This window comes from Herbaspirillum autotrophicum, assembly GCF_001189915.1.
In the GTDB taxonomy this organism is placed as follows: Bacteria; Pseudomonadota; Gammaproteobacteria; order Burkholderiales; family Burkholderiaceae_D; genus Herbaspirillum; species Herbaspirillum autotrophicum.
Genome location: NZ_LFLS01000008.1, coordinates 97162 through 119855, shown reverse-complemented (window position 1 = coordinate 119855; position 22694 = coordinate 97162). Strand labels below are relative to the sequence as shown.

Sequence of the window (22694 nt, the reverse complement as noted above, 5' to 3'; positions counted from 1 at the left end):
GTAGCGGTTTATTTGCCGGCTGGCGTCAGATTCATCGACGCCAGCAATTTCTGCCTGACATAATCGCCGGCGCTGACCGGCGTGTATTTTTTAGGCTGGCTGTCGCTCCAGCAACTGGGCAGGCAATCCACCGTGGTGTCGTCACGCGGGCCGGTGAATGCCACCATCGACAGCCGTTGCGTACTGCCGGTCAGCGCCCGTGACGGGTTGATGACCCGGTGCAGCGTGGATTTCCAGCGGTCATTGGTCCAGCGCGCCATGAGGTCGCCGACATTGATGACAAAGCTTTTGCCGGTGGTCGGCGCATCATGCCATTGACCGTCCTGATCACAGATTTGCAAACCGCCGGGCGCGGTGTCCTGGCGCAAGATGGTCAGGCCGCCGTAATCATGATGGGCGCCATAGCGCAATTGCCCTGCCTGCGGCGCTTGTTCCTGATCGGGATAGTTGACGAAGCGCAGCGTCAGCGCCGGTTCTTCAAAGCCGCTGTCGAAATGATCCTCGTCCAGATCAAGCGCCAGCGCCGACATTCTCATCAGCCGGCGGGTCAGCGCCAGCATGGCGTCAAAATATCGGTTGATGTCGGTGGTCAGGCTGGCCGGTTGCGTCGGCCAGAAATTTCGGGAGCCGGTGCCGTTGCGTTCGCTTTGCAGCGCCACGAACACCAGCGCTTCACACAAATCGGGCGGGGTTTCACCATGCAATGTGGCGGCCACGCTTTCGACCCCCATCGGCAAATAGCCCCGGCGTTGTTTCAGATCAGGCGAGGCCCAGGCCATTTTCTGGTCGCGCGCAAACTGAAAGAAGGCTTTGGCACTGTCATACACCGACGTCACGAGAGCATCATCGACGCCATGATTGACGATGGTGCAAAAGCCGGTGCGTTCGAAGGCTTCGCCGAAGCGGCGCGCCACTTGCCGGCGGGCGGCGGCGTCGCCGTGAATGAAGCCGGTCATGTCGATGACCGGAATGTGCAGCGATGTCATGGGCTTCCTCAGGTGATGGCAGGGAACGGGTTGGAGTGGCGTCCGGCGCGGAAATTCCCGGTTGCCGGACCAGCGGTCACCTGGCCGATGTCAGGTGACCAGGCTCAGCCAGAATGGAATGGTCACGGCCGATACCAGCGTCCCCAGCGATATCAGGAAGGCGGTAATCGGACCATTGCCACCCATGCGGGCGGCGAGGATATAACAGCTTGAGGCGGTCGGCAGCGAACAAAACAGCACCACGATCTGCAATTGCAGCGGCGGCAAGCCGATCCAGCGGCCGAGTACATAAGCCACGGCCGGAATCGCCATCAGCTTGATCGCGGTAAAGTACAGCGCCATCAGCTTGCCCTCGCGCAAACCGGACAGGCGCAGCCCGGCGCCCACCATCAGCAGGCCCAGCGCAATCGACGCACTGCCCAGACGCGACAATACTGCGCCGGCCACTTCCGGTACCGGCAAGCCGGACAGACTGTAGAGCAGGCCGGTGCCGGTCGCGATCAGCAAAGGATTCTTGCGCAACTCGGTGAGTACGTTGCCGCTCTTGTGCGCCAGCGCATGGACTGCCGCCATATTGCAGATCGGTACCCCGAAACCAAGCAGCAGCGCCATCAGGCCGACGCCTTCTTCACCGGCCAGCCGCGACGCAATCGCCAGCGCGATATAGGAATTGAAGCGAAACGCGGTTTGCATGCCGGATTCATAAATCATCGGCCCGACCTTGATGAAGGGTTTGCCGATCCAGGTCAGGGCAATCCCGGCCAGCAACGCCAGCACGCCGACTTGCAACAGTTGGCCGGTGGTTTCCAGATGCAGTTGCAGACGCGCGGTGGAGTAAAACAGCAAGGCCGGGAACAACAGGTAATACACCATCTTTTCCATGCCGGCCCAGAACGCATCGCCCCAGTCGGTAATGCGATAAATGATCACGCCCAGCAGGATCAGGGAAAAGTCGGGTAGGAGCAGGGTGCCGATATGCATGGGATGCTTATTTCAACAGACGCGCCAGTTCAACTGCGGTCTTGACATTCATCTTGTCAAAAATATGTGCCCGGTGGACTTCTACCGTGCGCATGCTGATGCCGAGTTCATCGGCGATGACTTTATTCATTTTGCCGGCCAGGATCAGATCCAGCACTTCACGTTCACGACTGGACAGCGCTTCCAGGCGTTCGCGGATGGCATCTTGCTCGCCGGTTTCGCGCGAGGCCTGCAGCGCCTCCAATACCCGGTCCATCAATTGATTGTCGTTGAATGGTTTTTCAAAAAAATCGAAAGCGCCGTTCTTGAGCATGTCGACTGCCATCGGTACGTCGCCGTGACCGGTCAAAAAAATCACCGGACGCCGGCGCGTGATGCCGCGTGCCGCCAGCAGATCGAACAAGGCAACGCCGCTCATGGCCGGCATGCGCACATCGAGCAGGATGCATTCACCAGCGGCGTCAAATTCGCCGCCGCGCGCCATGGCTTGCAGGAATTCGTCACCGCTGGCATACGCGACTGCGGCAATGGCGCGCGATTGCGCAAGCCAGGTAAGCGAGTCACGGATGATTTCTTCGTCGTCAACTATGTGTAGCATCTCAGGTCGTGGTGGCGGAACTGTGTGCCGGCAGGGAGAAACGGAAGATTGTACCCCCTGTCGGATTGTCGGCATAGGTCAGCGTGCCGCCGTGAAACTCAATCGTGGTGCGGCAGATATTGAGTCCCATGCCCATGCCGTCAGCCTTGGTCGAGAAAAACGGCGAGAACAGGCCGGCAGCCACATCGGGCGGAATGCCATGGCCCTGATCAATCACCGAAACCACGACTGACTGATGGGATGCGGTATCGCTGTCGAGCGCGGCGGTAATACGCAGAATGCGGCGCTCCGGCACATTCGAGGCCATCGCCTGAATCGCATTGCGGGTCAGGTTGAGCAGTACCTGTTCCAGCAGCACGGCATCGCCCAGTACGGCGGGCAGGCTGGCCGGAATCACGGTCTGGATCACCACGAAGAACGGTTGCGCCTGCAATTCGATCAGGGGCGAGATGTTGTCGACGATGGTCTTGATCAGGACCGGGTGGCGTTCCGGCGTCCGCTTCTTGACGAATTGATGGACGCTGCGAATCACATGGCCGGCGCGTTGCGCCTGCGCTTTGATTTTCTCCAGCGCCGGTTGCAATGCTGCCGGATCGGCACGGCCGCTTTGCATCATGTTGAGCGCGCCGGTGGTGTAGCTGGAGATGGCGGCCAGCGGTTGATTCAATTCATGCGCCAGCGTCGACGCGATTTCACCCATGCTGGCCAGCCGGGCGCCGGCTTGCAGGCGTTCTTCCTGTTTGCGATTCAGGTCTTCCACCCGGCGCCGGTCGGAGACATCCAGAATCGAACCCATCCAGCCGGTGTGCCGGCCATTGTCATCTACCAGCGGCGATTCGAAAATCAATACCGGAAAGCGTTCGCCGTCGCGACGCTGAAAAATCGTTTCGAACTGCGGTGTGACGCGGCCCGCCAATACTTTGGTGAAGCGTTCCTGATATTCATCCATGGCTTCCGGCGCCCAGTACGGCATCGGCGGAATCTTGCCGACCAGTTCCGCGGCGTTGTAACCGACCATTTTGCAAAATGCCGGATTGACATAGGTGATGCGGCCTTCCAGATCGCGCGCGCGCATGCCGGTGACCAGCGAGTTTTCCATCGCCGTGCGGAACGAGACCTCGTGCTGCAATGCGCCTTCGGCGGTGAGGCGGCGGCTGATGTCGCGCCACAGCGCCCACAAGCTCCACAGCAAGCCGAGCGACAGCACGATCACCGAACCGACCAGCAAATTCGGCAGCAGTTTGGGCGCGCTCTTGGTGCTGTTGGTTTGCAGGCGCAAGGTGACGCCCGGCAGTTCCAGTTCGCGCCGGTGGGTGTAGACGCTCAGGCCGGGACCGCCGGCAGTGCGTCGCGCCACCACTTTGTCGTCGATATCGGTCAGCGTGATTTCATTATCCTGAGCAAACCACCATGGCACCATTTCATTGAGTACGCGCGACATCGAATAACTGGCGACCAGGCTGCCGACGTAATGCTGATCCCGAAACAAGGGGATGTGATAGTCCATCAGGGTCGGCTCGGCGATGCCGGGCGGAATCGCCGGCGCACTATATAAAGGGCGGCGGATGTTGCGCGAGTGCTCTTCGGTTTCTTGCGACGGTGCTGACAACTGGTCGCGCGAGATCGGGTAGTCATCGGTGGAGGCTACCGGTTTGCCGTGGACATCGAACCAGGTCACGCGATACAGCTCGCGATTGTTGCGCAGCAGTGCATTGAGGCGGCCGCGGAACTGCTCCTTGTTGAGATGGCCGTTGACGATTTCGCTGCCGATCAGGCGCATGCTTTCGTCGTCGCGGCTCAGTTGGAAGCGGATCGCCTGTTCCACCCACAGCGAATCGGCGATCAGTTGCTCCTGCCGTTCACTCGACTCCATGCGCTGGGCCTGCTGCGGCAGCCAGATCAGCGTCAGCAAAAACAACAGCACCAGCAAAATCGGAATCAGCCAGCGCAACAGGTGGCGGCGATGGGAAATGTCGGCGGCAGGAGGGGAGAGTAAGGGCGTATTCATGGCGCCGGTAGCGGGTCGGTGGCTGCGTCAGGCGTTAGTTTATCGCGCATGGCGTGGGCTGGCGGGTGTATTTCACATTCGGGTCTGCTTTCGCAGGCGCTTGGTTTGCTGCGTCGCAGCAAGAAATTATTGTGGCCGATTGTGGTTTTCCACAGTTGTGGGAAGGGGGTTGCTTGATCACAATGCGCCACGGGTCAGTTTACTGACTAATACCTGACTATCCAAATTAATTCTATAAACCAATATGGGGACAACGATGAAACTGAAATCATTGATTTTTGCGCTTTCGGCTGCCGCAATCATTTCCGGCAACGCCTTCGCACAAGCGCCTATCGTCATCAAGTTCAGCCACGTGGTGGCCAATGACACGCCCAAGGGCAAGGCCGCAGAGCGTTTCAAGGAACTGGCGGAAAAGGCCACCAAGGGCCGTGTCAAGGTAGAACTCTATCCGAACAGCACCTTGTACAAAGACAAGGAAGAGCTGGAAGCGCTGCAACTGGGCGCGGTGCAAATGCTGGCGCCATCGCTGGCCAAGTTTGGTCCGCTGGGCGTGAAAGAATTCGAAGTATTCGACTTGCCTTACATTTTCCCGAGCAAGGAAGTGCTGTATCGCGTGACCGAAGGTCCGATCGGCAAGGATCTGTTCAAGAAGCTGGAGCCTAAGGGCATCACCGGTCTGGCTTACTGGGATAACGGCTTCAAGGTCATGTCGGCCAACAAGCCGCTGCACGTGCCGGCCGATTTCCGTGGTCTGAAGATGCGTATCCAGTCGTCCAAGGTGCTCGATGCACAAATGCGCGCACTGGGCGCCAACCCGCAAGTGTTGGCGTTCTCCGAAGTCTATCAGGCGCTGCAGACCGGCGTGGTTGACGGCACCGAGAATCCGCCATCGAACCTGTACACCCAGAAGATGCATGAAGTGCAGAAGCACGTGACCGTTTCGGATCACGGCTATCTGGGCTACGCCGTGATCGTCAACAAGAAGTTCTGGGATGGTTTGCCGGCCGATATCCGCAGCGCACTGGAAGGCGCGATGAAGGATTCGACCAAGTACGCCAACGCGATTGCACAACAAGAAAACGATGCTGCATTGGCTGCCGTTCAAAAGACTGGCAAGACCACCATCTACCGTCTGAACGACAAGGAAAAGGCGGAATGGCGCAAGGCCTTGGTGCCAGTGCAAAAGCAGATGGAAGATCGCATCGGCAAGGAATTGATCGCTTCGGTCAACAAGGAAGCGGCAGCATTGGGTCAAAAGTAATTTAACAAAAAGCTTGCAGGTCGACGGTGTTGCTTGCCGTCGGCGGCAAATGGAAACGACGAGGGCCGGCTTCATGACCGGCCCTTTTTGAGGCAGGAGACTTTATGCTGAAATTTCTCGACCATTTGGAAGAATGGCTGATTGCATTCCTGATGGCGGCCGCAACCGTCATCATCTTCGTCGCGGTGGTCCACCGCTACGCATCCGGTTTGCCGATTCCCTGGCTGCAGGATGAGCTGATTCAGATCAACACCAGCTGGGCCCAGGAACTGTGTATTTTCATGTTCGTCTGGATGGCCAAGTTCGGTGCTGCTTATGGTGTGCGTACCGGTATCCACGTCGGCGTCGATGTGTTGATCAATCGCATGAACACGCCATGGCGCAACAAGTTCGTGGTGCTGGGTTTGCTCGCCGGCGCATTGTTTACCGGCATCGTCGGTACCCTCGGTGCCGAGTTCGTGTGGGAAATCAGTCAGCACTCGAGCACGTCCGAAGTGCTGGAAATCCCGATGTGGATGGTCTACATGGCCGTGCCGCTCGGTTCTTATCTGATGTGTTTCCGTTTCCTGCAAGTCGCCTGGAATTTCATCAAGACCGGTGAGTTGCCTAAACATGACCATGCTTACGTCGAAGGCATCGACGAAGAAGTCAAAGGAGAAAAAGCATGAACGCGGCCATTATTTTTGTCTTGCTGTTCGGCTTGATGCTGACCGGCATGCCGATTTCGATCTCGCTCGGTCTGACGGTGCTGACATTCCTGTTCGCAATGACCGACGTGCCGATCCAATCGGTGGCGTTGAAGTTGTTTACCGGGATCGAGAAGTTCGAAATCATGGCGATCCCGTTCTTCATTCTGGCGGGTAACTTCCTGACCCACGGTGGCGTGGCGCGGCGCATGATCAATTTCGCGACCTCCATGGTCGGTCACTGGCACGGCGGTCTGGCACTGGCCGGCGTAATGGCTTGCGCCTTGTTTGCGGCGGTGTCGGGTTCGTCGCCTGCGACCGTGGTGGCGATTGGCTCGATTATCTTGCCAGCGATGGTGCGTCAAGGCTTCCCGAACAAGTTCGGTGCCGGTGTGATCACTACTTCGGGCGCACTGGGGATTCTGATTCCGCCTTCCATCGTGATGGTGATGTATTCGGTGTCGACCAATACCTCCGTCGGCAAGCTGTTCATGGCTGGCGTGGTGCCGGGTCTGATGCTGGCTTTCCTGCTCGGTCTGACGACCTGGTATCTGGCCCGCAAGCATAACTATCCGCGTCTGCCAAAAGCGACCTGGGCTGTGCGTTTCGCAGCATTCCGCAAGAGCGGCTGGGGCTTGTTCCTGATCGTGATCGTGATGGGCGGTATTTATACCGGTGTCTTCACCCCGACCGAAGCAGCGGCAATGGCGGCGGTATATGCCTTCATCATCGCGGTGTTCGTGTACAAGGACATGAGCCTCAAGCAAGTGCCGAAGGTCTTGCTGGATTCGGCTTCGATGTCGGCGATGCTGTTGTACATCATCACCAACGCGGTCTTGTTCTCGTTCCTGGTGACCAGTGAAAACATTCCGCAGGCAATGGCGGCCATGATCACCGACAGCGGTCTCGGTCCGATTACCTTCCTGCTGGTGGTCAACGTCTTGCTGTTGCTGGCCGGTAACGTCATGGAGCCATCCTCGATCGTGCTGATCATGGCACCGATTCTGTTCCCGGTGGCCATGAAGCTGGGCATCGATCCGGTCCACTTCGGTATCCTGATCGTGGTCAATATGGAAGTCGGCATGTGCCATCCGCCAGTCGGTTTGAATCTGTATGTGGCATCCGGCATTACCAAGATGGGCATTACCGAGCTGACGGTGGCAGTGATGCCATGGCTGCTGACGATGCTGGCCTTCCTGGCGCTGGTGACCTATGTACCGCAAATTTCGCTGTGGTTGCCTAACCTGATTTACAACTGATCCATGTGCTCTGCCCCCGTGTGAAAGCGAGGGCAGAGCAGAATTTTTATCAGCAGGAAATATTGCTGAAAAGAATGTTTTGGATGTCAGAAAAAAATGCTTTTAATGCGACGAAACTGCTGTTAAAGTGCGTCCTTTGCTCGACTGGCCGCAGACAATTCGGGGCAGCGTCGATCTATCAGAATTTATAGCGGGTGATGCATAACAAACGGTATTGATACCGGGGATACTGAGGAGACGCTTGCTCAATTGAAGCTGTTTAAACAGCCGGAGCATGCAAGAAATATTTGAGGCGCATCGCAAGATGCGCCTTTTTGTTTGGGCGCGCGCTTTGTGGACTGTTGCTGCGCCGCGCCCCGCACTGCCGTCAACCCAGCACGCGCAGTCCGTCCGGGGTGTGAATCTCGGCTCGCAAATACGGCGCTTGCCCCGCTGCCGGTGCGGAGATCAGAATATCGTCTTGCAAACCGATCAATGCCAGACTCCGCATGATATCCACCGCCTGGGCATGAAACCCTTGCAGGCGGTGCAGGGTGCAGGCGCTTTCTTGCAAATTGGCGGCCGGATGGCTGGGGGTATGCCATTCGATCAGCGTCGGCATCACACCGTCGAGCGGGAAGCGGCCATCGGCCGGAATCGTGATCAACCAGTTCAGCGTGCCGCGACTCATGCTTTCCACCGGACCGACATCAACCGGGGACGCCGCCACGGCGGCGGCAATGTTGTTGGTGCGCACCACCCAGCCGGCCAGACGCGGCGGCGAGCCGGCATGCAGCGCGTCCATGCCGAACCAGCGCGGACGATCCGGTTTGGGTGCGGCCGGATTGACCGCGATCACTTCCAGATAGAAATCCGGTCCGAGCCGCAGCAGCGCATTGTGGGTACCCATGCGCACATGTTCGCCGCCGTTCTGCAGCGATACGCCGAGCGTGCGCTCGACCCAGGCGACGCCGTCGGCCAGCGTGAAAGCCGTGACGACCAGGTGATCAGGATGAGCAGCGTGCATGAAGACTCCTTGAAAGTAAAAATGAAAATGCGCGGCGCGCTGTCTTGTGCATTTGCAATGCAGTGCGCGCCGATATGCTTAAATAGCGCATTGGTCCGTTTGAAACAGATGGTGACATGAAGCATACACAAGCCAGCGATATTTTTTCTGCCGTCGTGCATACGCCGTTTGGCGGTGTGGGGATCCGCACCGAGGCCGGCGTGGTGCAAGAACTGGTTTATCTGCCGCGACATGTTGACGAAAAACCGGCAGAAAACGCGCTGGCGGAAAAGGCTGCGCGCCAGATCGCGCGTTATCTCAAACAACCGGACTTTCGTTTCAATTTGCCACTGGCGCCGGCCGGCAGTGCATTTCAGCAAAAAGTGTGGACCGCGATTGCCGCCATTCCGCGCGGACAGGTGCGCACTTACGGGCAAATCGCCAAATTTGTACAGTCGGCACCGCGTGCGGTCGGTCAGGCTTGCGGCGCCAACTGGTATCCCCTGGTCATTCCATGCCACCGGGTGACGGCAGCCGGCGGACTGGGCGGCTTTTCGCATCACGATGATGAGGATGGTTTTCATCTCGGCGTCAAACGCTGGTTGCTGGCACATGAAGGCGTGACGGGTTACTGATGGCGACCGCGAAGCCCGCAGCGGATGCCAGACCGGCAAAGCCAGCCAAGCCAGCCAAGGCACCGGTGGCAGCAAAAACAGTGAAAACCCGGCAACCGGTCAGCAGCGCCCGGGCCCCGGCGATTCAGGCCAGCGGTGCCAGTCAGAGTGCCATCGACGAATTTTGTGACACCCTGTGGCTGGAAGACGGGCTGGCCAAAAATTCGCTGGAAGCTTACCGGCGCGACATGACCTTGTTTGCCCACTGGTTGCAGACCCAGCGCAGCAAGGACTTGCTGGACACCGACGCCACCGATGTGCTGGCGTATTTTTCGGCGCGCCATGCCGATACCAAGGCCAGTTCATCCAATCGCCGGCTGGCGGTGTTGAAACGGTTTTTCCTGCTGGCGTTGCGACAAAACAAGATCAGTGTTGATCCCTGTCTCAAAATGCGCTCGGCCAAACAACCGCAGCGCTTCCCCAAAGTATTGTCGGAAGCGCAGGTCGAGGCCCTGCTGGCGGCGCCTGATTGCGGCACACCGCTGGGTTTGCGTGACCGCACCATGCTGGAACTGATGTATGCCAGCGGCTTGCGGGTGTCGGAACTGGTATTGCTGAAATCGGTTGAAGTCGGCATGAATGAAGGCGTGCTGCGGATTACCGGTAAAGGCAACAAAACGCGGCTGGTGCCGTTTGGCGAAGAGGCGCGCAGCTGGATCGAGCGCTATCTGCGCGAGGCGCGGCAGCAGATTCTGGCCGGGCAGGTAGATGATGCCTTGTTCGTGACGGCGCGCGGCGGCGCCATGACGCGCCAGATGTTCTGGACCCTGATCAAGAAACATGCGCTGCGGGCCGATATCCGGGCGCCGCTGTCGCCGCATACCTTGCGCCATGCGTTTGCCACGCATCTGCTCAATCACGGTGCCGATTTGCGGGTGGTGCAATTGCTGCTCGGCCATGCCGATATTTCCACTACCCAGATTTACACCCATGTGGCGCGCGAGCGGCTCAAAAAATTGCATGCCGAACATCATCCGCGTGGCTGATCTGCCGCGCCGTGCCGGCGACGCCGGCGAAATGTGCGGCGCATATCGGCAAACCGGATTTCTTGCGGCATAATGTGCGCCACATGAGCAAACATATTTCCGAGACCCCGGCGACGCAATTCTTGCGGCGGCACGGTGTCGTTTTCAGCGAACATCCCTACCCATATGAAGAACACGGCGGCACGGCAGTATCGGCGCGCGAACTGGGGGTGCCTGAGCACAATGTGATCAAGACGCTGGTGATGCAGGATGAAGCGGCCAAGCCGTTGCTGGTGCTGATGCATGGCGACCGCAAGGTGTCCACCAAGAATCTGGCGCGGCAGACGGCGCGCAAAAGCATCGAGCCTTGCAAGCCGGAAGTGGCGAATCGTCATTCTGGGTTCCTGATCGGCGGCACGTCGCCGTTCGGCACCAAAAAGGTGATGCCGGTATATGTCGAGGAAAGTATCCTCGGGCTCGACAAAATTTATATCAACGGCGGCCGGCGCGGTTATCTGGTGGGGATCGCCCCGGCCGTCATTACGACGGTATTGCCGGCCACGGCAGTGCATTGCGCGTTGGAAGAATGAATGGATATTCCGGTTGCGGCCGGCGTGGCCGCAGTTGCATAAATCAATAAAGAGGATGAGATGAATACAGTATTGTTCGTGATTGCGGCGTACCTGATCGGTTCGGTGTCGTTTGCCGTGGTGGTCAGCAAAGGCTTTGGCCTGGCCGATCCGCGCACCTACGGCTCGAAAAATCCGGGCGCCACCAATGTGCTGCGCAGCGGCAACAAGGCGGCAGCGGCGCTGACCTTGCTTGGCGACGGCTTCAAGGGCTGGCTGGCGGTCTGGCTGACGATCCGGTTCGGACCGCAGTTCGGTGTCGGCGACAGCGGTACCGCACTGGTGGTGCTGGCAGTCTTTCTGGGCCATTTGTGGCCGGTATTTTTCCGTTTCGTCGGCGGCAAGGGCGTGGCCACGGCACTCGGCATTTTGCTGGCGCTCAATCTGTGGCTCGGCGTTGCGACCCTGATCACCTGGCTGGCAGTGGCGTATGCCTTTCGCTATTCATCGCTGGCGGCATTGATTGCCAGTATCTTTGCCCCGTTTTATTACGGCCTGTTGTTCGGCAGTGCCGACGGTATCTTGCTGGCCGTGCTGGCGATGAGTGCGCTGCTGATCTTCCGCCATCGCAAGAATATTGCCAATCTGCTGACCGGCAAGGAAAGCCGCATCGGCGGCAAGAAGAACAAGTAATACAAATAATTTTCTACGCCGGAATCGCTATCTCATCAAGCGGCCAGCGCGGCCGCACGCTGAACGCGTAATCGCGTTTGGCGGCTTGCGGATGCTGTTGCAAGCGCATCGCGCCGGCAAACGCAATCATGGCGCCGTTGTCGGTGCAAAATTCCAGTTCCGGATAAAACACCTGATAGCGGCGCTTGGCCGCTGCGGCATTGAGACCTTCGCGCAACTGTTTGTTGGCGCCGACGCCGCCGGCGATCACCAGCCGCTTCATGCCGGTATGTTTGAGGGCACTCATGCACTTGGCGACCAACACTTCCACCATCGCATCAACGAAGGCGCGTGCAATATTGGCCTTGTCCTGTTCGCAGACATTGCCAGGGTGATTCTTGACGACCGTCAGCACGGCAGTCTTGAGCCCGGAAAAACTGAAGTCGAAATTCTTGGAATGCAGCATCGGGCGCGGCAGCTGATAGGCGCCCGGATCGCCGAATTCAGCCATGCGCGAAATCGCCGGACCGCCCGGATAACCGAGACCCAGCAATTTGGCCGATTTATCGAATGCTTCGCCGGCGGCGTCATCCAGCGTTTCACCGAGCAAGGTATAGCGGCCGACACCTTCGACCTGCATCAATTGCGTATGACCACCGGACACCAGTAGCGCGACAAACGGAAATTCGGGCGGATTGGATGACAGCAGCGGCGACAGCAAATGGCCTTCCAGATGATGCACGCCGAGCATCGGCTTATCCAGCGCCAGTCCCAGTCCGCTGGCGATCGAGGCACCCACCAGCAAGGCGCCGGCCAGTCCCGGGCCTTGGGTATAGGCAATGGCGTCGATGGCCTGCGGCGTGATGCCGCTGTCGCTCAATACCTGACGCAATAACGGCATGGCGCGCCGGACATGATCGCGCGAAGCCAGTTCCGGCACCACGCCACCGTATTCCTGATGCATGGCGATTTGCGAGTACAGCGCGTGGGCGAGCAAACCTTTTTGCGTGTCGTACAGCGCAAAACCGGTTTCATCGCAGGAAGATTCAACACCAAGAACAATCATTGAGGGAGCCAGACAGTTGAGGGCGCACGCAAATGCGCCGGAAAGCCCCTATTGTAAAGGAAAGCCGCCGTTCTCACGGGGCTCGCCGCAGAGGACAAGCTGGCCGGCTTTGGTGTAACCTTTGCGCAATTGAAAAACGTGGTGGCAGAAATGACTGAAATGTTGGCAACGGCTCGCTTTATCAAAGAAATCGGGCGCGGCAAGGATGGCGCGCGCAGTCTGGTGCGCGAAGACGCGCGCTTGTTGTATCAGGCCATGCTGGATGGTCGGGTGTCCGATCTGGAGCTCGGCGCGATTTTACTGGCGATGCGCGTCAAAGGTGAGTCGGTGGAAGAAATCGCCGGCTTTCTCGATGCCGCAGAAGATTCATTGCAAAAATTGCAGGCGCCGGCCGCAGCCTTTGCGCCGGTGGTGATTCCCAGTTACAACGGCTCGCGTCACATGGCCAATCTGACGCCATTGCTGGCGTTGCTGCTGGCCAGGGAAGGTGTGCCGGTGCTGATGCATGGCGTGACCCATGATCCGCAACGCATTACCAGTGCCGAGATTTTTGCCGAGCTGGGATTGCCCGCCGCCGCCGATGTGGCGCAGGCCGAACAAGCCATGGCACGACGCCAGCCGGTGTTCATGCCGATTCAGGTGCTGGCGCCGAAGATGGAACGTCTGCTGGCGATGCGACGCATACTCGGGGTCAGAAACTCAACCCATACGCTGGTCAAGATCATGCAGCCGTTTACCGGCCCGGCGCTGCGCCTGACTTCCTATACCCATCCTGAATACTTCGAGATGCTGACGCGCTATTTCAGCGACGCCGCGCCGCATGCGCGCGGCGATGCGTTCCTGATGCGCGGCACCGAAGGTGAAACCGTTGCCAATGCCCGCCGGGCACAGCAGATTGACTGGTTCCATGCAGGCCAATGCCAGATGCTGGTGGCCAAACAGAGTGTGGCCGAGGAATTGCCCGATTTGCCGTCAGAGCGAGATGCTGCCGCGACGGCGCGCTGGACCGAAGCCGTCATGCGCGGCGACAAACCGGTGCCGGCGGCAATTGCGGAGCAGGTCGCGCATTGCCTGGCGGTGGCGGCAGCTATTCGCCAGCGCGGAGGTTGAAAAGGGGTTGGTTGTCGGCGGATTGCGTCTGGGTACTTTGGACGAATGCCAGAATGACTTCCTTGACGATCTTGCGCTGCTGGGCCGGCAGGTTGATGAAGGCCTCAAAGGTTTCCCGTTCCCGGTAAAACACCGCATCGTCCCAGCGCCGGCTGCGGCGTTCGATGCGCTTGCCGATATCGTCGCCGAAGCGCAGGTGTTGCGGGGTCACCATCAGCCACTCGGCCAGCGTTTCCAGTTTGTCCTGTTTGGGGAAGGTCTGTCCCAGCAGCCAGCGCCTTACGCCATGCAAGGTCATGGGCTTGCCCCAGTAACGCAAATTGAACTCGCGCTCCAGAACCGCCGGTTTGGGTTGGTAGCCGGATTTTTGCATTGCAGCGCGCAAACGTTCGGCAAATCTTTGGTTGGCATTTTCCATATGCACAAGTTACTTTGTTGCGCTATATGTTTGGTTACGCAGAATCTCCCTCTTGGTTACGCGTATCGCGTGACTTATGGTTGCCATCATTGCACGGCGTGAATTTTCTGCAGTTGGCATCGGTGACATTTCCGTAGTTCGATGATGCAAAACTGGCATCGTCTGGATTTGCCGCGACGATGCAGTCGGGCAGATGTTGTCAAAAAATCCGTGCGGCCTTGCCGCAGCGTGACGGCGAGAGCGGGGGGATTGTCAAAAAACCACTTTCCGGGCGTCGCCGCAATTGCGCATGTTTGCTGACCATGCGGCGATAAAAGCGCTAGAATAGGGCCCGGCAGAGAGTTGTGGTAAACCAATAACGAACAAACAGCAGCTTGGTCCACATGAGTATGATGACCGCTCTCCGCGCACCTCGTTCCCTTATTTGCAAAATCTGATGCGTTACCGGCGTATCAAACGGCTTATTGTTTTGAATGATTAGATTCATTTCGTCCCGCGCAGTTTGAAACGGAAGATGTCCCCTGATTTTGAGACTATGGCTGGTTCCTATAACCCATTGCTGATTTGTTTCTCCCTGTTCGTGGCGACGCTCGCTGCCTACACGGTGCTGGAAATCGCCGAACGCATCGCTGCACAGGAGACCCGACGTTACCGTCGGCTGTGGTTGAGCGGTGGCGCCATGGTGTTCGGCGTCGGCGTCTGGGCCACCCATCTGACCGGCATGCTGGCATTTCAATTGCCGATTGATGTGGCGTACGACGCTGTCATCACGATGGCCTCGCTGCTGCTGTCCGTCGGGGTGTCGTTCCTGCTGTTGCACATGTCGACCCAGCGGCGTCTGCGCTGGCCGCGTCTGCTCAGCGGCGGCATCGTCACCGGCATCGGCTTCGCATTGGTACATTACATGGGCATGGCATCGATGGAGATGCGGCCGCAGATTCACTATACCCGCTGGATGCTGGCATTCTCGCTGGCGTTTTCGGTGGTGTCGGCGATGCTGAGCATGCGCCTCATCTTCATGTTGAATTCGCGCAAGGCCGACAATCTGTGGCGGCGCGTGTCGGCGGCATTGCTGATTGCCTGCTCGATTTTCGGCCTGCACCTGATCGGCACCGCGGCGGCCACTTTTGCCGCAGACAGCAGTTCGGTGGCGATGGGCGGCATGGACAGCGACAATTTGCTGACCGCAGTGACGCTGGGCAGTCTGTTCGTGCTGATTGCGGCGCTCATTTTCAGCGGTGCGCAAAAAACCAAGGTGCTCAAGAAAATCGTCGGTCGCACCAATGACAAATTACTGCACTTCGCGACCCACGATGTGCTGACCGGTTTGCCTAACCGGGCCTTGCTGGCGGATCGGATTCAGCATGCAATCCACGTCTCCAGGCGCAGCGGCCTGTCGTTTGCCGTGTTGTTCATGGATCTCGACGGTTTCAAGGGCATCAATGATTCACTCGGGCATTCGGTGGGCGACAGTTTGCTGATCGCCGTCGGCCAGCGCATTCGCGATTGCATTCGCGGTGAAGACATGATTGCGCGGATTGGCGGCGATGAATTCGTGGTGGTCATGAGCAACCTGTCGTCGCCCGACGTGGTGGAAAATCTGGCCGAGAATATTCTGGGTGTCTTGCGGCAGGACTTCAAGCTCGATGACGCCACCTTGCGCGTCACTTCCAGCATCGGCATTGCGGTATTTCCGAACAGCGGCGAGACCGTGGACAGCCTGATGAAGAACGCCGATGCCGCAATGTATGAAGCCAAGCAGAGCGGCCGCAATACCTACCGCTTTTTCGAACCGGCCATGCATGCCAGCGCCATGCGTCATCTGAGCATTCGTCATGCCTTGCAGCAGGCAATCGAGGCGCAGCAACTGTCGCTGCACTTTCAGCCCAAATTTGAAGGCAATCAAAAAGTACTGACCGGCGTCGAGGCGCTGTTGCGCTGGCATCATCCGGAACTCGGTCACATGAGTCCGACGGAATTCATTCCGATTGCCGAGCGCTGCGGTCTGATCATTCCGATTGGTGACTGGGTGTTGCGCGAAGTGTGCGCACAGATTTTGCGCTGGGATGCGCTCGGTATGCCGCCGGTCAAGGTGGCGCTGAATCTGTCGCCATTGCAGATGCGCGCCGATCTGGTCGACAGCATTACCAGCGTGGTGGGGCAGGCCGGGATTGCGCCTCAGCGGCTGATGTTTGAAATCACCGAAACCGCGGCGATGAAGAACGTCGACAAGAATGCACAAATCATTACCGAGTTGCAGGCACTCGGCTACGCCATCTCCATCGACGATTTTGGCGCCGGTTATTCCAGCCTGGCCTACTTGCAGCAATTTCATTGCCGGCAAATCAAGATCGACCGCATTTTCACTTCACGGCTGGATCAGGAAGGGGACGCCGGGCTGGCGATCGTGTCAGCGATCATCGCGCTGGCGCATGCACTGAAGATGGAAGTGGTGGCCGAAGGCGTGGAAACCGAAGCGCAACTGGCCGCGTTGCAACGACTCGGCTGCGATCAGGTGCAGGGCTTTTTGCTGGGCCGTCCGGCACCGGCGACCGACATGCAGCAACTGTTCATGCCGCTGCAAGCCATCGCCTGAGCATTGGCGGAAATACCGTCGCAACGCAACGGGAATTCTTCAGCCGGGGCTGCTGCCCGCGCGGCGCTGAACCATGCGCAAATACCAGATCAGACAGATCGCCACCAGCCCCAGACTGGCGGCATTGCCGAGCCAGAAACCGGCGGCGCCATGCAACACGGACGGCGCCATGCCGAAGGGATCGAGCCCGAGCAGATAACCGCCACCCAATCCCAGACCCCACAGCGCCACTGCATAAATCACGGTCGGTATCACGGCGATTTTGTAGGCGCGCAGCACGAATGCGGTAGTGACTTGCAGCGAGTCGAACAACTGATAAAACGCAATATATAAAAACAGGGGCAGTGCGGCGGCAATGATGACCGGGTCCGGCGTGTAGGCGCGAATGATGTCCGCGCGCGCGAACCAGACCACGATGCCGATCAAGACTGACAACAAGGCCGACAGGCGAATCCCGGCCCATGCAATATGTTTGGCCTGATCCCACTGACGGGCGCCGATGGCTTGCGCTACCAGTGTGCCGGTGGCATTGGCCAGCGACAGCGGCAACATGTAGAGCACGCTGCCGACGTTGGCGGTAATCTGATGTCCGGCCACTGCGGTGGCGCCGAGGCGGGCAATAAAGATCGCCATCAGGGTGAAGGCCGTGACTTCAATGAAATAACTCAAGCCCATCGGAATGCCGAGGATCAGCAAGCGGCGCTGAGTCGCCCACAAGGGTTTGACGAAGCCGCCGCCGAAGACATGCAATTGGCGATACAAAGGCGCGGCGCGCACCAGTCCCCAACTGCACAGCAACATCAGCCAGGCAATCAGGCTGGTGGCGATGGCGCAGCCGGGGCCGCCGAATGCCGGGATGCCAAAGGCGCCGAAGATGAACAGGGCGTTGAGCGGGATCTTCAATGCCAGTCCGATCAGCTGGATGGCCATTACCATCTTGGGCCGGCCGATGGCGGTATTGAGTGCGGCATAGACGCGAAAGCCGAGCGTGGCCGGCAGCGCCAGCGCTTCAATTCGCAGATACAAGGTGGCTTTCTCGGCCAACTCTGGCGAGGCCTGGGCGAAGGTCAGCAGTGCCGGCGCGAATATCAGCACCACGCAGCCGACACAACTGAGGAAAAATGCCAGCCACAATCCCTGCTTCACTTCATGGCCGATGGCGCTCAGCTTTTTGGCACCGAATAACTGACCGATGGTCGGCAGCAAGGCTTGCAGTACCCCGGACAGGCCAATGAATACACTGACGTAAATCGATACCCCGAGTGCCAGTGCCGCCAGATCCATGGCCGAAAAGCGCGACACCATGGCGGTATCGATGACGCCGTTGGCGATCAGCGCCAACTGGCCGATCAGAATCGGCCAGGCCAGTGACGCAATGCGAGAAGTGTGTGAACGAATACCGGACATGCAGCGTGAAGCCTGTTCTGACAATGGATAATGAATGCGAACGCCGGCGCCGGCATCCAGTGCCAGGATCCGGCGCAGCAGGGTAGTGATGGCGGCAACCGCAGTGCGGCTGCCGGCAATGACCGGTTAATTGCCGATGCGGCGATACAGGCGGAACCGTTCATCGCGATCGGACGGACGGCGGCCTTCCCACAACAATTGCCAGTTGCCTTCATATTGCCGCAGCATCTGCGAGGCATTCTGGTTGTCGATACTATCTTGCAACAGCAGGAAGTCGCAGCGCAGATTGGGTCGGTCTTCAAAGCGCACATTGCCGAAATAGGCGAACGATGCGCGCTGGGCCGGACCGACATTGGTATCGACGCATTGCTTGACCGGCGGCAATTTCTCGGCGATCTGATGGGCCACGCCGGCATAGCTCTTGCCGTAATTGATCCACGGCAGCCACAGTGTCATCAGCAAGACCCAGCACAAGATCACGCCACCGGAAGACAACACCACGGCGCGCCACAGGACCGATGGCCGGCGCGAAATGCGCCAGTGCACCAGCATGATCCAGAAAATCGAGGCCATCACGGCAATCGCCAGCGCGATCATGTTGAAGCCGGGTTTGTAACCGGGCGCCAGCTTGAACGCATTTTTCGCGATCTGTGCCGGCCAGCCGGTTTCCTTGGCGATCCAGCCGATCCAGATAAAAGCGGCGCAGGTGGTCAGGGTCATCACCGAGAACCAGTCCACCGCATTGATGGCGCTGCGTTTCATGGTCGGCAGGCCGAATGCTGCCAGAATCGCCAGCGACGGCAACAGCGGCAACAGAATGCCTTCTTCGCTGTGGACGTTGAGCAAGACCAGAATTGTCAGCGGAATCAGGAACGCCAGCGGCAGTGCAATATGCAGCGAACGCGCTTGCCGGCGCCAGGCATAGACTGCCCAGCCGGCAAATGGCCATGCCGGCCAGGCAAACCAGACGCCGTATTTGATGAAGAATTTGAATGCGGTCCAGGTCGGCCAGTTGAGCTGATAGATATTCCAGCTCATCCAGGTATCGAACTGATCTGCTGCTTCGGGCAACAAGGCGCGGATCGACAAGACCCACACTGCGCACAACAACAGCCCGGCAGGCAGGGTAATGAACAGCAGCGAGGTCAGCAACTGGCGGTCGCGGATGACGGCGAGTATCAGCAACGCCAGCATCAGACCCACCGGCAACAGCCAGCCGTGCGTCAAGACCAGCAGGCCAAGGGTCAGGCCGAGCGTCATCGCGTGATAACGGCGACCGGTATCGAACACGCGCACGGCACTGTAAAGCGCATACGCAACCAGTGCGATTTGCAGCGTCTTGGCGCTGGTTTCGTGGCTGTGCAGCAGCAGGCCGAGGAAGCCGAGATAGATCAGGAATGCGCCGTCAGCCAGCGTGCGCCCGAAGTCTTTGGGCTCGGGCTGGCCGCCGAAGGCGAGCTTGAGCGGTTGCGCTTCACTGCGCCGGCCGAGCAGATAGGTGGCATACCAGATCGACAGCGAGCCGACCAGAAAGCAGATGATGGTTGAAATCCGGGCCGCCAGCGGATCGCTGAGCAGCCAGCCAAACAATTTGATGCAGATCGCGCCGAGCCAGTAGGCCAGCGGGCTTTCGGCCGGCATGGCGAGCCCGGCAATGTTCGGCGCCAGCCAATCCTGCAAGTTGCCGTGCGCCATGGTCCACATGATGCCGAAACTGATGGCGTCATCATTTTTCCACGGATCGCGCCCGATCAGGCCCGGCAGAATATAGAGCAAACCGAGCGCCAGCAGGCCCCAGCGTGGCAGGGCATTGGTTGCAGCGGCAGGCAGGCGGACAGGCTTCATCAAGGTGTTATTGCTCTTGTTCGGGTTTTGCGGACGGGCAAGTCCGGCACGCAGGTGCACTGTTGGAGTGCAAATGTTGCCAAGGATTTCTTGCTGGCGTTATTGTGCAGCAAAACGCTGTTAATTGTTGTATCCGGAATGTATTACCCTGCCGGCGACGCGGTAATGTGCGGTCGCGACAGGCCGCAGGAACTGGCGGTGAAAAGCAAAAAAGGCAGCCGGAGCTGCCTTTTAAGCGACGCGCAATAATTAACCTGCTGCGATTTGTGTCTTCGAGCCAACGGCGCCGAATTTTTGACGGAATTTCTCGACGCGACCTGCGGTATCGACAATCTTGTGCTTGCCGGTGTAGAACGGGTGCGATTCGGAAGAAACTTCAATCTTCACCAGTGGGTATTGCTTGCCTTCGAATTCAACGGTTTCACGCGTTTGAATGGTCGAACGTGTCAGGAATTTGAAGTCGTTCGAAACGTCGTGGAACAAAACTTCACGGTAATCAGGATGGATGCCAGCTTTCATGTGTGCCTCTGTAAGTTTGGGTAGCCAATCGTCACTTCGTCGGTCGTCTTGCTTCTTGACCCGATTGCCGATCACTTGCCAACGGTGAAAAGTCCGAAATTATACAATAAAACCGCCGCCGGACACGATTCCGACGCATTTGCCCGCAGTTTTGTTGCATCTGCGAGAACCCGGCGGCGAAAAAAATCCGGCCGCAGCCGGATTTTCCTGTCGGTATCGCTACCGCCATGCGCGCGTGCGGGATCAGTTGCCGCGGCGCATCATGTCGAAGAACTCCAGATTGTTCTTGGTCGACTTCATCTTGTCGAGGATGAACTCCATCGCTTCGATTTCGTCCATGCCGTACAGCAGCTTGCGCAAGACCCAGATCTTTTGCAGCTGGTCCGGCTTGATCAGCAACTCTTCGCGGCGGGTGCCGGACTTGTTGAGGTTGATTGCCGGATAGACACGTTTTTCAGCCAGACGACGTTCCAGATGCACTTCCATGTTGCCGGTGCCCTTGAATTCTTCGTAGATCACGTCATCCATGCGGCTGCCGGTTTCGATCAGGGCTGTCGCGATGATGGTCAGCGAGCCGCCTTCTTCGATATTGCGCGCGGCGCCGAAGAAGCGCTTCGGCCGTTGCAGTGCATTGGCGTCGACACCACCGGTCAGTACCTTGCCGGAGGCCGGGATCACGGTATTGTAGGCGCGGGCCAGACGGGTGATCGAGTCGAGCAGAATCACCACGTCCTTTTTCATTTCAACCAGACGCTTGGCCTTTTCCAGCACCATTTCGGCGACCTGGACGTGACGCGTGGCCGGTTCGTCAAAGGTGGAAGCAACCACTTCGCCGCGCACCGAGCGCTGCATTTCGGTCACTTCTTCCGGACGTTCGTCGATCAGCAGCACGATCATCACGGTATCCGGATGATTGGTGGTGATGGCGTGCGCAATGTGTTGCAACATGACCGATTTACCGGACTTCGGCGACGCTACCAGCAAACCGCGCTGACCGCGGCCGATAGGTGCGATCAGATCGATGATGCGACCGGTGATGTTTTCCTCGCCGCGCATGTCGCGCTCGAGTTGCATGATCTTGTTCGGGTGCAGCGGGGTCAGGTTTTCGAACAGGATGCGGTGTTTCGATGCCTCAGGGGCTTCGCCGTTGACCTTGTCGACCTTGACCAGTGCAAAATAACGCTCGCCGTCTTTCGGCGTGCGGACTTCACCTTCGATCGAATCACCGGTATGCAGATTGAAGCGGCGGATTTGCGAAGGGGAAATGTAAATATCGTCAGTGGACGCCATGTAGCTGGCATCGGGCGAGCGCAGGAAGCCAAAGCCGTCTGGCAATACTTCGAGGGCGCCATCGCCAAAAATCTGTTCTCCTGATTTTGCGCGCTTTTTGAGAATGGCAAACATCAACTCCTGTTTGCGCAGACGCGCTGCGTTATCGATGTCCAAGCTGATTGCCATTTCGAGCAATGCGGAGACGTGTAACGCCTTTAATTCTGATAAGTGCATATGCGTGTCCCGGGACGGGAATGTAAAAGGTGGGGGAGGGGATTGCGTGGGTGTTAATTAACGTACAGGTTGATCAACCCAGTATAAACACAAGCGGCGATACGGGCGTATCGCCGCTCAGAATCTTTTTAGATGTTGCTGTCGATGAACGATGTCAATTGACCTTTTGCCAAAGCGCCAACTTTTTGCGCTGCAGCGACGCCATTCTTGAACAGGATCAGTGTCGGAATGCCGCGAATGCCGAACTTGGCAGGAATGGCCTGATTGGCATCCACATCCAGTTTTGCGATTTGCAGCTTGCCGTCGTATTCCTTGGCAACTTCTTCCAGGATCGGGGCAATGGCCTTGCACGGACCGCACCACTCGGCCCAGAAGTCAACCAGTACCGGCTTGTCGGATTTCAGAACGTCAGCTTCAAAAGAGGCGTCGGAGATATGTTTGATGTGTTCGCTCATGTTTAATCCTCGTTATGAGGGATATATATAAGTAGTCAAATAGCGCCGTGGAAACTTACCATTTGTGCATGGCGTAAGCCATCAACGCTTCCGGATTGCTGTTTACAGATGGAGTCGTTATGCCCTGA

Annotated in this window: 21 protein-coding genes; 9 read left to right on the top strand and 12 right to left on the bottom strand. The window is 58.3% G+C overall.

Annotation, left to right across the window (positions count from 1 at the left end; all coding sequences use genetic code 11):
• Positions 1–8 precede the first annotated feature (8 nt).
• The 4 genes from AKL27_RS08645 to AKL27_RS08630 all read right to left on the bottom strand — a co-directional run bounded on the left by AKL27_RS08645 (position 9) and on the right by AKL27_RS08630 (position 4573).
• Positions 9–986, bottom strand: a complete 978-nt coding sequence (locus tag AKL27_RS08645) for an isopenicillin N synthase family dioxygenase (RefSeq protein WP_050462405.1) — start codon at positions 984–986, stop codon at positions 9–11.
• Positions 987–1076: 90 nt separating this feature from the next.
• On the bottom strand, positions 1077–1967 hold the full coding sequence (locus AKL27_RS08640; RefSeq protein ID WP_050462404.1) for an AEC family transporter: 891 nt from the start codon (positions 1965–1967) through the stop codon (positions 1077–1079).
• Between the two features lie 7 nt (positions 1968–1974).
• Positions 1975–2565: a response regulator transcription factor gene (locus AKL27_RS08635; protein WP_050462403.1), complete on the bottom strand. Its 591-nt coding sequence runs from the start codon at positions 2563–2565 to the stop codon at positions 1975–1977.
• Position 2566: 1 nt separating this feature from the next.
• Positions 2567–4573 carry a two-component system sensor histidine kinase NtrB gene (locus AKL27_RS08630; protein WP_050462402.1) on the bottom strand — a complete coding sequence of 669 codons (2007 nt, stop codon included), beginning with the start codon at positions 4571–4573 and terminating at the stop codon, positions 2567–2569.
• Between the two features lie 256 nt (positions 4574–4829).
• Here AKL27_RS08630 and AKL27_RS08625 point away from each other — a divergent pair, with 256 nt between their 5' ends.
• The 3 genes from AKL27_RS08625 to AKL27_RS08615 all read left to right on the top strand — a co-directional run bounded on the left by AKL27_RS08625 (position 4830) and on the right by AKL27_RS08615 (position 7779).
• Positions 4830–5834: a TRAP transporter substrate-binding protein gene (locus tag AKL27_RS08625; protein WP_050462401.1), complete on the top strand. Its 1005-nt coding sequence runs from the start codon at positions 4830–4832 to the stop codon at positions 5832–5834.
• A gap of 107 nt (positions 5835–5941) precedes the next feature.
• The gene (locus AKL27_RS08620) at positions 5942–6502 is read left to right on the top strand and encodes a TRAP transporter small permease (protein ID WP_198155922.1); all 561 of its coding nucleotides are present in this window, start codon (positions 5942–5944) and stop codon (positions 6500–6502) included.
• A complete protein-coding gene (locus AKL27_RS08615; protein WP_050462399.1) occupies positions 6499–7779 on the top strand; it encodes a TRAP transporter large permease in 1281 nt (426 codons plus the stop codon). The genes AKL27_RS08620 and AKL27_RS08615 overlap by 4 nt, the downstream gene beginning before the upstream one ends.
• A gap of 367 nt (positions 7780–8146) precedes the next feature.
• Here the strand turns inward: AKL27_RS08615 and AKL27_RS08610 are convergent, their stop codons facing one another.
• Positions 8147–8785, bottom strand: coding sequence for a VOC family protein (locus AKL27_RS08610; RefSeq protein ID WP_050462398.1), 639 nt, complete (start codon positions 8783–8785; stop codon positions 8147–8149).
• Between the two features lie 116 nt (positions 8786–8901).
• On the opposite strand from AKL27_RS08610, the gene AKL27_RS08605 reads away from it, so the two are divergent.
• From AKL27_RS08605 to plsY, 4 genes are all read left to right on the top strand, one after another.
• Positions 8902–9399 (top strand): methylated-DNA--[protein]-cysteine S-methyltransferase, encoded by a 498-nt coding sequence (locus AKL27_RS08605; RefSeq protein WP_050462397.1) that lies wholly within the window; start codon positions 8902–8904, stop codon positions 9397–9399.
• Complete coding sequence (xerD, locus tag AKL27_RS08600) at positions 9399–10424, top strand: site-specific tyrosine recombinase XerD (protein ID WP_083438939.1); 1026 nt, start codon at positions 9399–9401, stop codon at positions 10422–10424. The genes AKL27_RS08605 and xerD overlap by 1 nt, the downstream gene beginning before the upstream one ends.
• Before the next feature lie 83 nt (positions 10425–10507).
• Complete coding sequence (locus tag AKL27_RS08595) at positions 10508–10993, top strand: aminoacyl-tRNA deacylase (RefSeq protein WP_050462396.1); 486 nt, start codon at positions 10508–10510, stop codon at positions 10991–10993.
• A gap of 60 nt (positions 10994–11053) precedes the next feature.
• Positions 11054–11665 (top strand): glycerol-3-phosphate 1-O-acyltransferase PlsY, encoded by a 612-nt coding sequence (gene plsY / locus AKL27_RS08590; RefSeq protein WP_050462395.1) that lies wholly within the window; start codon positions 11054–11056, stop codon positions 11663–11665.
• Positions 11666–11678: 13 nt separating this feature from the next.
• On the opposite strand, the gene tsaD is transcribed toward plsY, so the two are convergent.
• Positions 11679–12710 carry a tRNA (adenosine(37)-N6)-threonylcarbamoyltransferase complex transferase subunit TsaD gene (tsaD, locus tag AKL27_RS08585; protein WP_050462394.1) on the bottom strand — a complete coding sequence of 344 codons (1032 nt, stop codon included), beginning with the start codon at positions 12708–12710 and terminating at the stop codon, positions 11679–11681.
• Positions 12711–12860: 150 nt separating this feature from the next.
• On the opposite strand from tsaD, the gene ybiB reads away from it, so the two are divergent.
• On the top strand, positions 12861–13820 hold the full coding sequence (ybiB, locus tag AKL27_RS08580) for a DNA-binding protein YbiB (protein WP_050462393.1): 960 nt from the start codon (positions 12861–12863) through the stop codon (positions 13818–13820).
• Here the strand turns inward: ybiB and AKL27_RS08575 are convergent.
• The gene (locus tag AKL27_RS08575; RefSeq protein ID WP_050462392.1) at positions 13798–14238 is read right to left on the bottom strand and encodes a hypothetical protein; all 441 of its coding nucleotides are present in this window, start codon (positions 14236–14238) and stop codon (positions 13798–13800) included. The genes ybiB and AKL27_RS08575 overlap by 23 nt on opposite strands.
• 535 nt (positions 14239–14773) lie before the next feature.
• Between AKL27_RS08575 and AKL27_RS08570 the strand changes: the two genes are divergently transcribed.
• The gene (locus AKL27_RS08570; RefSeq protein ID WP_050462391.1) at positions 14774–16834 is read left to right on the top strand and encodes a putative bifunctional diguanylate cyclase/phosphodiesterase; all 2061 of its coding nucleotides are present in this window, start codon (positions 14774–14776) and stop codon (positions 16832–16834) included.
• 39 nt (positions 16835–16873) lie between these two features.
• Here the strand turns inward: AKL27_RS08570 and AKL27_RS08565 are convergent, their stop codons facing one another.
• The 5 genes from AKL27_RS08565 to trxA all read right to left on the bottom strand — a co-directional run bounded on the left by AKL27_RS08565 (position 16874) and on the right by trxA (position 22566).
• Complete coding sequence (locus AKL27_RS08565; RefSeq protein WP_050462390.1) at positions 16874–18241, bottom strand: MATE family efflux transporter; 1368 nt, start codon at positions 18239–18241, stop codon at positions 16874–16876.
• Positions 18242–18367: 126 nt separating this feature from the next.
• A complete protein-coding gene (locus AKL27_RS08560; protein ID WP_050462389.1) occupies positions 18368–20086 on the bottom strand; it encodes an ArnT family glycosyltransferase in 1719 nt (572 codons plus the stop codon).
• Between the two features lie 249 nt (positions 20087–20335).
• Positions 20336–20605 carry a type B 50S ribosomal protein L31 gene (locus AKL27_RS08555; protein ID WP_050462388.1) on the bottom strand — a complete coding sequence of 90 codons (270 nt, stop codon included), beginning with the start codon at positions 20603–20605 and terminating at the stop codon, positions 20336–20338.
• Positions 20606–20848: 243 nt separating this feature from the next.
• Positions 20849–22111: a transcription termination factor Rho gene (gene rho / locus AKL27_RS08550; protein WP_050462387.1), complete on the bottom strand. Its 1263-nt coding sequence runs from the start codon at positions 22109–22111 to the stop codon at positions 20849–20851.
• A gap of 128 nt (positions 22112–22239) precedes the next feature.
• Positions 22240–22566, bottom strand: a complete 327-nt coding sequence (trxA, locus tag AKL27_RS08545; protein ID WP_050462386.1) for a thioredoxin TrxA — start codon at positions 22564–22566, stop codon at positions 22240–22242.
• Positions 22567–22694: the final 128 nt, after the last annotated feature.